Origin of the sequence: Citrobacter sp. XY323, from assembly GCF_025106035.1 — a bacterium.
GTDB lineage: Bacteria > Pseudomonadota > Gammaproteobacteria > Enterobacterales > Enterobacteriaceae > Citrobacter > Citrobacter braakii.
The window spans coordinates 20,840-34,636 of sequence record NZ_JANYUK010000014.1 but is presented as its reverse complement, the minus strand read 5'-3'; the positions used below and the strand labels follow the sequence as shown (position 1 = coordinate 34,636).

Annotated in this window: 14 protein-coding genes; 11 read left to right on the top strand and 3 right to left on the bottom strand. The window is 51.1% G+C overall.

Going from position 1 to position 13,797, the window contains the following annotated elements; genetic code table 11:
- Positions 1-3: 3 nt before the first annotated feature.
- From eutB to eutR, 5 genes are read left to right on the top strand one after another with little or no spacing between them, the layout of a single operon-like run.
- Positions 4-1,365, top strand: a complete 1,362-nt coding sequence (gene eutB / locus N0B36_RS19065; protein ID WP_003038029.1) for an ethanolamine ammonia-lyase subunit alpha — start codon at positions 4-6, stop codon at positions 1,363-1,365.
- A 20-nt stretch (positions 1,366-1,385) separates the two neighbouring features.
- Entirely contained in the window at positions 1,386-2,282 is an 897-nt protein-coding gene (gene eutC / locus N0B36_RS19060) for an ethanolamine ammonia-lyase subunit EutC (RefSeq protein WP_016153947.1), read from the top strand.
- A 9-nt stretch (positions 2,283-2,291) separates the two neighbouring features.
- Positions 2,292-2,951, top strand: coding sequence for an ethanolamine utilization microcompartment protein EutL (gene eutL, locus N0B36_RS19055; protein WP_016153946.1), 660 nt, complete (start codon positions 2,292-2,294; stop codon positions 2,949-2,951).
- Positions 2,952-2,962: 11 nt separating this feature from the next.
- Positions 2,963-3,493: an ethanolamine utilization microcompartment protein EutK gene (gene eutK / locus N0B36_RS19050; protein WP_259688825.1), complete on the top strand. Its 531-nt coding sequence runs from the start codon at positions 2,963-2,965 to the stop codon at positions 3,491-3,493.
- Positions 3,494-3,541: 48 nt separating this feature from the next.
- The gene (gene eutR / locus N0B36_RS19045) at positions 3,542-4,594 is read left to right on the top strand and encodes an HTH-type transcriptional regulator EutR (RefSeq protein ID WP_016153944.1); all 1,053 of its coding nucleotides are present in this window, start codon (positions 3,542-3,544) and stop codon (positions 4,592-4,594) included.
- 67 nt (positions 4,595-4,661) lie between these two features.
- Here the strand turns inward: eutR and hemF are convergent, their stop codons facing one another.
- Together hemF and amiA are read right to left on the bottom strand one after the other, a co-directional pair.
- A complete protein-coding gene (gene hemF / locus N0B36_RS19040) occupies positions 4,662-5,561 on the bottom strand; it encodes an oxygen-dependent coproporphyrinogen oxidase (RefSeq protein ID WP_019077353.1) in 900 nt (299 codons plus the stop codon).
- Between the two features lie 2 nt (positions 5,562-5,563).
- Positions 5,564-6,433 (bottom strand): N-acetylmuramoyl-L-alanine amidase AmiA, encoded by an 870-nt coding sequence (gene amiA / locus N0B36_RS19035; RefSeq protein ID WP_016153942.1) that lies wholly within the window; start codon positions 6,431-6,433, stop codon positions 5,564-5,566.
- A gap of 211 nt (positions 6,434-6,644) precedes the next feature.
- Between amiA and N0B36_RS19030 the strand changes: the two genes are divergently transcribed.
- The 6 genes from N0B36_RS19030 (at position 6,645) to N0B36_RS19005 (ending at position 12,347) form a co-directional block, all read left to right on the top strand.
- Positions 6,645-7,070 carry a GNAT family acetyltransferase gene (locus N0B36_RS19030; protein WP_047501622.1) on the top strand — a complete coding sequence of 142 codons (426 nt, stop codon included), beginning with the start codon at positions 6,645-6,647 and terminating at the stop codon, positions 7,068-7,070.
- Complete coding sequence (locus N0B36_RS19025) at positions 7,057-7,506, top strand: DUF2919 domain-containing protein (protein ID WP_191220898.1); 450 nt, start codon at positions 7,057-7,059, stop codon at positions 7,504-7,506. The genes N0B36_RS19030 and N0B36_RS19025 overlap by 14 nt, the downstream gene beginning before the upstream one ends.
- Positions 7,507-7,565: 59 nt before the next feature.
- Positions 7,566-8,141 (top strand): RpoE-regulated lipoprotein, encoded by a 576-nt coding sequence (locus N0B36_RS19020; RefSeq protein ID WP_259688824.1) that lies wholly within the window; start codon positions 7,566-7,568, stop codon positions 8,139-8,141.
- 94 nt (positions 8,142-8,235) lie between these two features.
- Entirely contained in the window at positions 8,236-9,135 is a 900-nt protein-coding gene (gene yfeX, locus N0B36_RS19015; RefSeq protein ID WP_016153939.1) for a porphyrinogen peroxidase, read from the top strand.
- Positions 9,136-9,591: 456 nt separating this feature from the next.
- A complete protein-coding gene (gene argH / locus N0B36_RS19010) occupies positions 9,592-10,968 on the top strand; it encodes an argininosuccinate lyase (RefSeq protein ID WP_047416385.1) in 1,377 nt (458 codons plus the stop codon).
- A 62-nt stretch (positions 10,969-11,030) separates the two neighbouring features.
- Positions 11,031-12,347, top strand: coding sequence for an anaerobic C4-dicarboxylate transporter family protein (locus tag N0B36_RS19005; RefSeq protein ID WP_016153937.1), 1,317 nt, complete (start codon positions 11,031-11,033; stop codon positions 12,345-12,347).
- A gap of 121 nt (positions 12,348-12,468) precedes the next feature.
- On the opposite strand, the gene N0B36_RS19000 is transcribed toward N0B36_RS19005, so the two are convergent.
- Positions 12,469-13,785: an anaerobic C4-dicarboxylate transporter family protein gene (locus N0B36_RS19000; protein WP_016153936.1), complete on the bottom strand. Its 1,317-nt coding sequence runs from the start codon at positions 13,783-13,785 to the stop codon at positions 12,469-12,471.
- Positions 13,786-13,797 lie beyond the last annotated feature (12 nt).

The following is a 13,797-nucleotide window of genomic DNA, read 5'->3' as shown; positions in this document are numbered from 1 at the left end:
CTTATGAAACTAAAGACCACATTGTTCGGCAATGTTTATCAGTTTAAGGATGTTAAAGAGGTGCTGGCAAAAGCCAACGAACTGCGTTCGGGGGATGTGCTGGCAGGGGTAGCTGCAACCAGTTCGCAAGAGCGAGTGGCGGCCAAACAGGTGCTGTCGGAAATGACGGTTGCGGATATCCGCAACAACCCGGTGATTTCCTATGAAGAGGACTGCGTGACGCGTCTGATTCAGGACGACGTCAACGAAACGGCCTATAACCGCATCAAAAACTGGAGTATCAGCGAGCTGCGCGAGTACGTGCTGAGCGATGAAACCTCCGTTGATGACATTGCGTTTACGCGCAAAGGATTAACGTCGGAAGTGGTCGCAGCGGTTGCAAAAATCTGCTCTAACGCGGACCTGATCTACGGCGGTAAGAAAATGCCGGTGATCAAAAAGGCCAACACCACCATTGGTCTGCCGGGCACCTTCAGCTGTCGTTTACAGCCGAACGACACCCGTGATGACGTGCAGAGTATTGCGGCACAAATCTACGAAGGGCTGTCCTTCGGGGCGGGCGATGCGGTGATTGGCGTTAACCCGGTAACAGATGACGTGGAAAACTTAAGCCGCGTACTTGATACCGTGTACGGCGTCATCGACAAATTCAATATCCCGACCCAGGGCTGCGTCCTGGCGCACGTTACTACCCAGATCGAAGCCATTCGTCGCGGCGCGCCGGGCGGGCTGATTTTCCAGAGTATCTGCGGCAGCGAGAAAGGCTTAAAAGAGTTTGGCGTTGAGCTGGCCATGCTGGATGAAGCGCGTGCAGTGGGCGCTGAGTTTAACCGTATCGCTGGGGAAAACTGCCTGTACTTCGAAACCGGACAAGGGTCTGCGCTTTCTGCTGGCGCTAACTTCGGTGCCGATCAGGTGACGATGGAAGCACGTAACTACGGTCTGGCGCGTCACTACGATCCGTTCCTGGTGAACACCGTTGTCGGCTTTATCGGGCCGGAGTATCTCTACAATGACCGTCAGATTATTCGCGCGGGTCTGGAAGATCACTTTATGGGCAAGCTGAGCGGCATCTCAATGGGCTGCGACTGCTGCTATACCAACCATGCTGATGCTGACCAGAACCTCAACGAAAACCTGATGATTCTGCTCGCCACCGCTGGCTGCAACTACATCATGGGCATGCCGCTCGGTGACGACATCATGCTCAACTATCAGACCACCGCCTTCCACGACACCGCGACCGTGCGCCAGTTGCTGAACCTGCGTCCGTCGCCGGAGTTTGAACGCTGGCTGGAAACCATGGGCATTATGGCAAACGGTCGCCTGACCAAACGGGCGGGCGATCCGTCACTGTTCTTCTGATGACGCGGGGATGACACACGATGGATCAAAAACAGATTGAAGAAATTGTACGCAGCGTGATGGCGTCAATGGGTGAGTCGCAGCCGCAGGCGCAAGCGCCGGCAGTACAAGCGCAATGCAGCACCACCCAGTGCGCCGCGCCGACCGGTGAAAGCTGTGCGATGGATTTAGGCTCAGCCGAGGCTAAAGCGTGGATTGGCGTTGAGAATCCGCACCGCGCAGAGGTGTTGACTGAACTGCGTCGCAGCACTGCGGCGCGTGTATGTACCGGTCGAGCCGGTCCACGTCCGCGTACCCAGGCGCTGCTGCGCTTCCTGGCCGACCACTCGCGTTCGAAAGATACGGTATTGAAAGAAGTGCCGGAAGAGTGGGTAAAAGCCCAGGGGCTGCTGGAAGTGCGCTCGGAAATCAGTGACAAAAACCTGTATCTGACGCGTCCGGATCTGGGGCGTCGTCTGAGTGCGGAAGCCATTGAAGCGCTGAAATCACAGTGTGTAATGAACCCGGATGTGCAGGTGATTATCTCTGATGGCCTGTCTACGGACGCTATCACCGCTAACTACGAAGAGATTCTGCCGCCGCTGTTGTCTGGCTTAAAACAGGCCGGATTGAAGGTCGGGACGCCGTTCTTTGTTCGCTATGGTCGCGTGAAAATCGAAGATCAGATCGGCGAACTGCTGGGCGCGAAAGCGGTGATCCTGCTGGTTGGGGAACGTCCGGGCCTGGGCCAGTCGGAAAGCCTTTCTTGCTACGCCGTCTATTCGCCGCGTGTGGCGACGACCGTTGAAGCTGACCGCACCTGTATCTCGAACATTCACCAGGGCGGTACGCCACCGGTTGAAGCGGCGGCGGTCATTGTGGATTTGGCCAAGCGCATGCTGGAGCAAAAAGCATCCGGCATCAATATGACCCGTTAAGGAGGCATCATGCCAGCATTAGATTTGATTAGACCTTCAGTCACCGCAATGCGCGTGATTGCCTCGGTAAATGACGGTTTTGCCCGTGAACTTAAATTACCGCCACATATACGTAGCCTCGGACTCATCACAGCAGATTCTGATGACGTGGCGTATATTGCCGCAGACGAAGCGACAAAACAGGCAATGGTGGAAGTGGTTTATGGCCGCTCGCTGTATGCCGGCGCGGCGCACAGTCCCTCTCCAACTTCGGGTGAAGTGCTGATTATGCTCGGTGGACCCAACCCGGCAGAAGTTCGCGCAGGTCTGGACGCGATGGTAGCCAATATTGAAAGCGGCGCGGCGTTTCAGTGGGCGAATGACGCAGAAGATACCGCCTTCCTGGCGCATGTGGTTTCGCGTACCGGCTCGTATCTCTCGGCGACCGCAGGATGCCGGCTTGGCGATCCGATGGCGTATCTGGTGGCGCCGCCGCTGGAAGCGACATTTGGTATTGATGCTGCGCTGAAATCGGCCGATGTACAACTGGTGACCTACGTTCCGCCGCCGTCAGAAACCAACTATTCGGCTGCGTTTATGACCGGTAGCCAGGCTGCTTGTAAAGCTGCATGTAACGCCTTTGCCGATGCCGTTCTGGATATTGCCCGTAACCCAATCCAGCGCGCGTAAGAGAGGTTGTGATGATCAATGCACTGGGATTACTGGAAGTGGATGGCATGGTCGCTGCCGTGGATGCGGCGGATGCCATGCTGAAAGCCGCGAACGTGCGCCTGCTTAGCCACGAAGTGCTCGATCCTGGCCGGTTGACGCTGGTGGTGGAAGGCGATCTGGCGGCGTGCCGCGCAGCGCTGGATGCCGGCAGCGCCGCTGCTGCGCGTACAGGCCATGTTATCAGCCGTAAGGAAATCGGCCGACCGGACGATGATACCCAGTGGCTGATCGGCGGTTTTAAGCGCCAGCCGAAGAAACCAGAACAGAAGCCAGAAGTGAAAACAGATGTAAAAACGCAGAAGACGCAGGACGCCCCGTTGACGCCTGAATCCTCTGATCAACTTCTGACGCTGTTGGCATCGGTCCGTCAAGGAATGACGGCAGGGGAAGTGGCTGCCCACTTTGGCTGGTCACTTGATGAAGCCAGAAAGGCGCTGGAACAGCTCTTTTCTGACGGAGCGTTGCGTAAACGCAGTAGTCGCTATCGCTTAAAAAATTAACCTGTCGGAGGGCCGGGGGCTTCGTTGAAGCTTCCGGCTTAAAAGATCATGAAAAAGAACCGTACTGCAAACCTGCACCATCTTTATCATGAAGCATTACCCGAAGACGTTAAACTTACGCCGAAAGTGGAGGTGGACAACGTTCACCAGCGGCGAACAACGGATGTGTATGAGCATGCGCTGACGATTACCGCATGGCAGCAGATCTACGACCAGTTGCATCCGGGAAAATTTCATGGCGAGTTCACGGAAATCCTGCTCGATGATATTCAGGTGTTCCGTGAATACACCGGACTGGCGTTGCGTCAGTCGTGTCTTGTCTGGCCGAACTCTTTCTGGTTTGGTATTCCGGCCACGCGCGGCGAACAGGGATTTATTGGCACCCAGTGTCTGGGGAGCGCTGAAATTGCCACCCGCCCTGGCGGGACAGAGTTTGAACTGAGTACGCCGGATGATTACACCATTCTGGGTGTCGTCATTTCGGAAGAGGCGATTGCCCGTCAGGCCAACTTCCTGCATAACCCGGAAAGAGTGCTGCATATGCTGCGCAACCAGTCGGCGCTGGAAGTAAAAGAACAACACAAAGCCGCGTTATGGGGCTTTGTGCAGCAGGCGCTGGCGACGTTTAGCGAAAATCCGGAAAACCTCCATCAACCTGCGGTACGCAAAGTGCTGGGCGATAACCTGCTGCTGGCGATGGGCACTATGCTGGAAGAGGCGCAGCCGATTATCACGGCTGAGAGCATCAGCCATCAGAGCTATCGTCGCCTGCTGTCGCGTGCGCGCGAATATGTGCTGGAAAATATGTCAGAACCGCTGACCGTGCTCGATCTGTGTAATCAACTGCACGTCAGCCGTCGGACGTTGCAAAACGCCTTTCATGCGATCCTTGGTATCGGTCCGAATGCCTGGTTAAAACGCATTCGCCTGAACGCCGTACGTCGCGAGCTGATAAGCCCGTGGTCGCAGAGTACGACGGTGAAAGACGCCGCGATGCAGTGGGGATTCTGGCATTTAGGGCAATTTGCCACCGACTACCAGCAGCTGTTTGCGGAAAAACCTTCATTGACGCTGCATCAGCGCATGCGCCAGTGGGCATGATGCGATGAATGTGCCGGATGCGACGCAAATGCGTTTTATCCGGCCTGGGGGCTGGTATTGTCTGGGGTTACACCCAGTCGCGAACCTGAATAAACTCGCTAAGGGCGGCTTCCGGGCTGTTCGCTTCCGGCTGCCAGTCATACTCCCAGCGCACCAGCGGCGGCATCGACATCAGAATCGATTCCGTACGGCCGCCGGTCTGCAGACCGAATAACGTGCCGCGATCCCACACCAGGTTAAATTCCACATAGCGTCCGCGACGGTAAAGCTGAAAATTGCGTTCACGTTCGCCCCAGCTCATTGCTTTGCGGCGCTCAACGATGGGCAGATACGCTTCGGTATAGCCTTGACCTACCGCCTGCATAAAGGCGAAGCCGTGGTCGAAATCCGGCGTATTCAAATCATCGAAAAACAGCCCGCCAATGCCGCGCTGTTCGTTGCGATGCTTGAGGAAGAAGTAGTCATCGCACCACTTCTTGTAACGGGGATAAACGTCTTCGCCGAACGGCTGGCACAGATCTCGCGCCGTGCGGTGCCAGTGAACCGCATCCTCATCAAAGCCGTAGTAGGGCGTTAAGTCAAAGCCGCCGCCAAACCACCAGACCGGGTCAGTGCCCGGTTTTTCCGCGATAAAAAATCGCACGTTGGCATGACTGGTCGGAATGTAGGGATTCTGCGGATGCACCACCAGCGAGACGCCCATGGCCTCAAAGCTGCGTCCCGCAAGCTCGGGGCGATGTGCGGTAGCCGAGGCCGGCATTGCCTCGCCGTGAACGTGGGAGAAGTTGACGCCCGCTTGCTCGAAAATACCGCCGTTACGCAGCACCCGGCTGCGCCCGCCGCCGCCTGCTTCACGCTGCCAGTTATCCTCAACAAACTCGGCGCCGTCTACGGCGGATAACTGCTGGCAAATATCATCTTGCAGGCTGAGCAGGAACTGTTTTACGCGCTGTGCATCGGGCTTCATGGTTAACGTTTCTTCGAGTGTGCTTTCTGGTTATCAAACCAGTGGAAATAGCTGATGATGCCATTGGCGATAGCGGTGGCGATTTTCTGGCGAAATGCCGCCGTGCCCAGCAGACGTTCTTCTTCCGGGTTGGTAATGAACGAGGTTTCGACCAGTACCGACGGAATTGATGGTGATTTTAGCACCACGAAGGCGGCTTGTTCCGTGCTGCGACTGTGAAGACGATGTACCGGCTTGATCTTCTTGAGAATATGCGAGCCTAACGTCAGGCTGTTTTTAATGGTATCCGTTTGCACCAGATCGAACAGCACCTGCTGCAGCAAATGGTCTTTATCGGTGGTCTTCTTCCCGGCCACTTCATCGGCCCGGTTTTCACGATCGGACAGATACTTCGCCATGGCGCTACTGGCACCGCGATTGGACAACGCAAAGACCGACGCACCTGCAGCGCTCGGATTGGTAAAACCATCGGCGTGGATCGACATGAACAGGTCCGCGCCATGCTTATGTGCGATCTCGACGCGATCGTAAAGCGGAATAAATGTATCGCCGGAGCGCGTCAGGCGCGCATCAATCCCCTGGTTGCGTAGAATCGAGCGCACGTTTTTGGCAATCGCCAGTACCACGTGCTTTTCCTTCGACCCATTGCGACCAATTGCGCCGGTATCAATCCCTCCGTGACCCGGATCAAGGACAACAACGCGCTTAGCGCCGGCTTTTTTCGCTTTCGGTTTGCTGTGTCCATTGCTGGTCTTAAGCGCTTCTTCTTTAGCGATGGCTTGCGACATGCCTGACAGCGTTAGGGCGGCCAGCCCGGCTTTCAACACCTGGCGGCGCGATGTGAGTGTTTTTAGTGGTTTAAAAGTGCTCATACGGCCTGAGTTGTAAAAAAAGGTTCTAAACGTTATATCGTATCGCGTTGTCCGTTGCGACGGATCGGGATAGGAATTGTTTTACTTTTCATTTCAATACGTGACAATTCCGTATTATGCCATTTTTTCCGCCGCTTCGCGTCAGATATTGGCTAAATCAGCCGTTCGCGCCATAATCGCTTTTTAACGTCCTGAAAAGGTACCCAATACCATGGAAATACGCGTTTTTCGCCAGGAAGATTTCGAAGAGGTGATCACCCTCTGGGAGCGCTGTGATCTGCTGCGTCCATGGAACGACCCTGAAATGGACATTGAGCGTAAACTCAATCATGACGTCAGCTTGTTCCTGGTCGCTGAAGTGAATGGCGAGGTGGTCGGTACGGTGATGGGCGGATATGACGGGCATCGCGGCTCGGCCTATTACCTGGGCGTACATCCTGAGTTTCGCGGTCGCGGCATTGCCAATGCGCTGCTCAACCGGCTGGAGAAAAAGCTCATTGCCCGCGGTTGTCCGAAGATTCAAATCATGGTGCGTGACGATAATGACGTCGTACAGGGTATGTATGAACGTCTGGGTTATGAACATGCGGATGTACTCAATCTGGGCAAGCGTTTGATCGAAGATGAAGAGTACTGAGTTTCATCCGGCCGACTATGACGCTCATGGGCGTCTGCGCCTGCCTTTTCTCTTCTGGTGCGTGCTGCTGCTGCAGGCGCGCACCTGGGTTCTGTTTGTGATTGCCGGTTCTTCCCGTGAGCAGGGCAACGCGCTGCTGAATCTGTTTTATCCCGATCACGACGCTTTCTGGCTGGGTTTGCTTCCCGGCGTTCCTGCGGTATTGGCATTTTTACTCAGCGGGCGACGCTTTGCGTTTCCTGTGTTATGGCGCTGGCTGCGCGGGTTACTGATCCTCGCTCAACTGGTGCTGCTGTGCTGGCAGCCGGTGATGTGGCTGGCAGGCGATCCGGTCAACGGTGTCGGGTTGGCGCTGCTGGTGGCGGATGTCGTTGCGCTGATCTGGCTTTTAACTAATCAACGTCTGCGCGCCTGTTTTTCCCTCGAGAAAGAATAACGGCACTTTTTGGCGAAACCGGACTCCAAGCAACGTTGATAAATAAGGAAGGAAGTGAAATGAAATCACTGCGTTTGACTTTATGCGCGATGCCGCTGCTATTGACCGGGTGTTCAACGTTGTCATCGGTGAACTGGTCTGCCGCCAATCCGTGGAACTGGTTTGGTTCTTCAACGCAGGTCACTGAGCAGGGCGTCGGAGCGTTGACTGGCGCTACGCCGCTGGATGAAAAAACCATTGCTGATGCGCTGGACGGTGATTACCGCCTGCGTAGCGGGATGAAGACCGATAACGGTAATGTGGTGCGCTTTTATGAAGCGATGAAAGATGACAAGCTGGCGATGGTCATCAATGGCAATCAGGGAACGATTAGCCGTATTGATGTAGTCGACAGCGATATTCCCTCTTCTGCGGGTGTCGAAATCGGTACACCGTTTAGCGACCTTTACACTAAAGCCTTTGGTAATTGTCAGAAGGCGGCTGGCGATGACAGCGCGGGCGTTGAATGCAAAGCTGAGGGAAGTCAACATATTAGCTATGTCTTTTCCGGTGAGTGGAGCGGGCCTGAGGGCTTAATGCCGTCTGACGATACGTTGAAAGCATGGAAAGTAAGCAAAATTATCTGGCGGCGTTAATTTGCGTCTGAACAAATCGGCTTGTTAAAAAAACAGGTAGAATAGCGCCCATCAATGCCACGATGTCGTGGCATCTTTTTTTTCAGGAGGAACAATGTCTCAGGTTCAGAGTGGCATTTTGCCAGAACATTGCCGTGCGGCGATTTGGATTGAAGCCAATGTTAAAGGCGACGTTGAGGCCCTGCGTGGGGCCAGCAAAACCTTCGCCGATAAGCTGGCGACCTTTGAAGCGAAGTTCCCGGATGCGCATCTGGGCGCGGTTGTTGCTTTTGGCAATAACACCTGGCGTACACTGAGCGGCGGCGTTGGCGCAGAAGAGTTAAAAGACTTTATCCCTTACGGTAAAGGTCTTGCCCCAGCCACCCAGTATGATGTGCTGATTCATATTCTCTCTTTGCGTCATGACGTGAATTTCTCCGTTGCACAGGCGGCAATGGAAGCGTTTGGCGACTGTATTGAAGTCAAAGAAGAGATCCACGGTTTCCGTTGGGTTGAAGAGCGCGATCTCAGCGGCTTTGTTGACGGAACGGAAAACCCGGCAGGCGTTGAAACGCGCCGTGAAGTCGCGGTTATTAAAGATGGAGTGGATGCTGGTGGCAGCTATGTGTTTGTGCAGCGTTGGGAACATAACCTGAAGCAGCTTAACCGCATGAGCATTCATGACCAGGAAATGATGATTGGGCGTACCAAGGAAGCCAACGAAGAGATCGACGGTGATGACCGTCCGGTTACTTCTCACCTGAGCCGCGTCGATCTCAAAGAAGACGGTAAAGGACTGAAAATTGTGCGCCAGAGCCTGCCATACGGCACCGCCAGCGGTACGCACGGCCTCTATTTCTGTGCCTATTGCGCCCGTTTGCACAACATCGAGCAGCAACTGCTGAGCATGTTTGGCGACACTGACGGCAAGCGCGATGCGATGCTGCGTTTCACTAAACCGGTGACCGGCGGCTATTATTTCGCGCCATCGCTGGATCGTTTGCTGGCCCTGTAATTTTTTGATGCCAGATGGCGCTGATGCCGCCATCTGGCACAATATAGCTCTCCCCCGAATCACCCAACGTCCGCCATGCTGATGATGCACTCGCGTTGACGCTCATCCTGAAAAATCACCTCCCACGTTCATTATTATTTACCTGCCAGTTTCTCGGTTATGACAACGGTATTAAATGGAATTATTTGGAATTAATAAACTATTAATACCAATTTATTACTTTAAAAATTCTGAATATATCTGAATTAAATCACAATTTAAATGTGAGGAAGATCAGGTTTTTTAATGCAATTTATGAAAATAAAATAAATAATAAGTGTAATTAATTTCGCTATAAATTGATTTAATACCTTCATTTATTGACAATTAAAATGACTGTCTTGTAATCTGAAAATGACCGAAAAATAACGGAATTCATATTTAACCATTTTGCAACAAAGGGTCATTGGAGGTTTTATGTCTACAAAATTATGGGGTGGGCGTTTTGATATGCCTACAAATAAACTGGTCGAATCTTATAATGCGACAATTATGCTGGAACAACGTCTCTGCCCTTTTGATATTCAGGGGAGTATTGCTCACGCCACTATGCTGGGCCGTCAGGGGATTATCACGCAGGATGAAGCGAATGCGATTATTGGCGGGTTAAGGCAAGTTAATAAAGAGATTGAGGACGGGCAATTCGTTTTTGATACCGTTGATGAAGATATTCATATGGCGATAGAAAGACGTATGACAGAAATAATTGGTCCTGTAGGCGGGAAGCTACATACTGGCCGCAGTCGTAATGACCAGACGACTGTCGATTCGAAAATGCACATGAGATCGACTATTCGTGAAATTCAGCAGGATATCGTTCATCTACAAAAAGTTATTATCAGCAAGGCTGAAAATAACATTAATGCGATCATGCCTGGCTATACTCATTTACAGACCGGTCAGCCTATTCTTCTGTCGCACTGGATAATGGCATATTATTGGATGTTACGCCGTGACTGGACTCGTTTTGCAGACCTTTATCAACGCATGGGGGAATGCCCTTTAGGTTCAGCAGCCCTTGCCGGTACTACTTTCCCCATTGATCGTGATTTCACGGCTAAAGAGCTTGGCTTTGACAAACCGACTGAAAACAGTATTGATTCTGTCAGCGATCGTGACCATATGGTTGAATTCACTGCCGCCGCTGCTATGTGCTTTATGCATCTTACCCGTTTGTCAGAAGAACTGGTTTTATTCTCAAGTCAGGATTTTAAATTTATTGAGCTTTCAGATGATTTCTGTACCGGTTCCAGCATCATGCCACAGAAGAAAAACCCCGACGTGGCTGAAAAAATGCGCGGCAAAGGGGGGCGTATGTACGGAAATCTAATGGCGATGTTGACCATTATGAAAGGTATCCCTCTGGCCTATAATACTGATATGAGTGAGGATAAAGAGCAGGTCTATGACTCTATGGATACCTTACAGACCAGTCTGAAAATTATGGCGCCGATGCTCGAAAAAATGGTTATTCTTTCAGATAATACTCGTAGCGCAGCGGCAAGAGGATTTTCAAACGCAACCGATATGGCTGACTACCTGGTTCGTAAAGGCATTCCTTTTAGAGAAGCTCACCATATTGTTGGCAGTGCTGTTAATTACTGTATAAAACATAGAAAAATGTTGGAAGAGCTTACTCTGGATGAATTCCACACATTTGATGATAAAATCGAAAATGATATTTATGAGAGTATATCTCTCGAAGCATGTATTAAATCAAGAATGTCTTATGGTGGTACAGGGACTGATGCTGTTAAAAAACAGATCGAAATTGCTAAATCATATTTAAACTAATCCCGAGCATAGTAATTAATATCTCCCGGATGCAATATCCGGGAGACGCTTTGAGGTGAAAAATGGATGCTTTATTTTTTATACAATTATTTATTGTACTCGCCTGTATTGGTATAGGCGGGCGTTATGGCGGAATGGGGCTGGGTGCTGGTGGAGGACTTGGTGTTGCAATATTAGTTCTGGGTTTTGGACTAAAACCCTCCGCACCATCTATTACTGCAATGCTAATTATTATTTGTGTGATTGGCGCTGTCAGCGTATTACAGGCCGCTGGTGGGCTTGATTATCTGGTGCGCGTGGCTGAAAAATTACTCCGTAAAAAACCACAGGCAATTACTTTTGTTGCCCCGATATTAACTTCCATATTTACGTTATTCTGTGGGACTACTTACGTTGCTTTCTCTTTGTATCCGGTTGTCGCTGAAGTTGCTGCTGAAGCAAAGGTTCGTCCGGAGCGAGCGTTGTCCGCAACGGTTATTGCGGCCAGTGTCGCAGTTGCTGCTAGTCCGATGAGTGCGGCAACCGCGGGGATGCTGGCTATTCTGCATGAATATGCCGGGATTAGCCTTGGGCAAATACTGACGATTGCTCTCCCATCATTCTTTATGGCAGCTATTGTTACCAGCTTTTCAGTTTATAAACGCGGAAAAGAGCTGGAGGATGATCCGGAATTCCAGAGGAGAGTTGCTGCTGGCGAATATGAGTTCATGCATACTGAGCAGAAAAAAGAATTTGTTGCTTCAGCTGGCGCTAAAAAAGGTGTCGTTATCTTTGCGATTGGTGTGGTACTGGTACTTATTTTAGGTTCTTTTACTGAGTTACTCCCTTCCTGGGATGGAAAAAGACTGTCAACCCCAATGGTTATTCAGATGGTCATGTTGACAGCCGCTTTGTTTATTATGATTGTCAGTAAAGTACCAAGTAGTACCTTGAATAGCGGCTCAGTCTTCCGTGCAGGTTTGATGGGAGTGGTAGCAATACTCGGTGTTTCATGGATGACGGCAACGTTTTTTGATGCTTATCAGCCAGAACTGATTAAAGTTTTTGGTGGCATTGTCAATGATGCACCAATGCTATTTGGTGTGGTTGTATTCTTGTTCTCGCTGGTCATTATGAGCCCGGCGGCGACGGTAGCTGCCATCATGCCACTCGGTGTTACCTTAGGTATTCCAGCCCCGTTTCTTATCGCTATTTTTGCTTGTACCTGTGGTGACTTCATTATACCTGGAGCAAATCAAATCGGCTGTGTTGCATTTGATCGAACAGGTACCACAAAGATTGGACGCTTTGTTGTCAACCATAGCTATATTCGTCCGGGCTTTGTGATGGTTATCTCTCAGGTAATTTTTGCTTATCTCATTGCTCAGGTTGTTCTGTAAAGTAAATTCTATGGAAAATTGCAGTGGCGCTATTCAGAAGTGAGTAACAGGCATCCTCTCTGAATTCATTCAGGGGGGATGCCATGAAGAAAAGGTTTACCACAATTAAATTGCTCTCTCACTACATCAGCATTTTGGAAAAAAGGAAGCAAAAAAGAGTTGATGCTACAACGGTGACAAGACCAGGTAGCATGTAGCTGTGATTAACCACATACTTGCCAATTCGAGTTGTCCCGGTACGATCAAACGCCACACAGCCAATCTGTGCCCCCCCTGGAATAATGAATGATCCACAAGTCAGCGGGAGCAGGGCGACCAGGGTTTCTGCCGGATATCCCATTAACACGCCAGCGGGGAGTAGCGCGACAGCAGTCGCTGCGGGGCTATAAATTACGGCTGAAAGACCAAAAACAATAATGCCGAACAAGACTGGATTCTGAAAACCGTGGAAAGCCGTGTTAAATAATTCGTGCCATGCCTCAAAAAAGGAGTTCATCATCCATGACAGACCAAATATGGCGACAACACCTACAAGACCTGCTTTAAAGACAGAACCTGAATCGAGTTTTGACGGAGAAATTCGACATACCATCATAATAATACATGCTGTTGTCAGCATAACTATTTGCAGCGTGGTAGGGATACTCATACGCTCCATTCCGGTACCGTTATTCCACTCAGGACGTAATTCAGGAATTGAACCCATAAGTACGACCAGAATGATACCGGTAAGGAAAATCAGCAATCCTCTCTTCGCCTCTTTTGTCACTATATTGGCTGTTCGCTCTTCAGCTTTTACTGATTCAAACTCACCTTCAGCAACCCTGCGTTGGAATTCCGGATCATTTTTAAGCTCATGACCTCTTTTAAAGACGAACAGGCAGCCGACAACGCAGCCAAGGAACGTTCCGGGAACGGTGACTAACAAGATATCTAAAGCAGAGACATGTAATCCAGCAAGGACAGCAATTGTCCCTGTTACGACCGCACTGACCGGGCTGGCAATAAGCCCAAAATTGGCAGCGATTACTGACATCGACATGGCTCTCTCTGGCCGTACTCTGGCATCTGCTGCAATTTCAGCAATGACTGGATAAACCGAAAAGGCAACATATCCTGTTCCGCAGATAGCAGTAAAAAGGTAAGCGACTGCGGGGCCGAGGAAAGTGATCGCGCCCGGCCACTTTCTGAGGATCCGTTCTGCCATCGTAACGAATAAATCAAGCCCGCCAGCCGCCTGGAGGATTGTGATGCAAGTGATAACCGCAAGGATAATAGAAATAACAGTGAAAGGAGGTGAGTCGGGAGGGAGTCCAAAACCAAAAGTCAGGATAGCGAGTCCTAACCCGCCAGCAGCCCCCAGGCCAATCCCACCAAAACGCCCACCTATACCGATACATATAAGTACTATCGCAAACTGAGTTACGAATAACACCATAATTAATTCCTT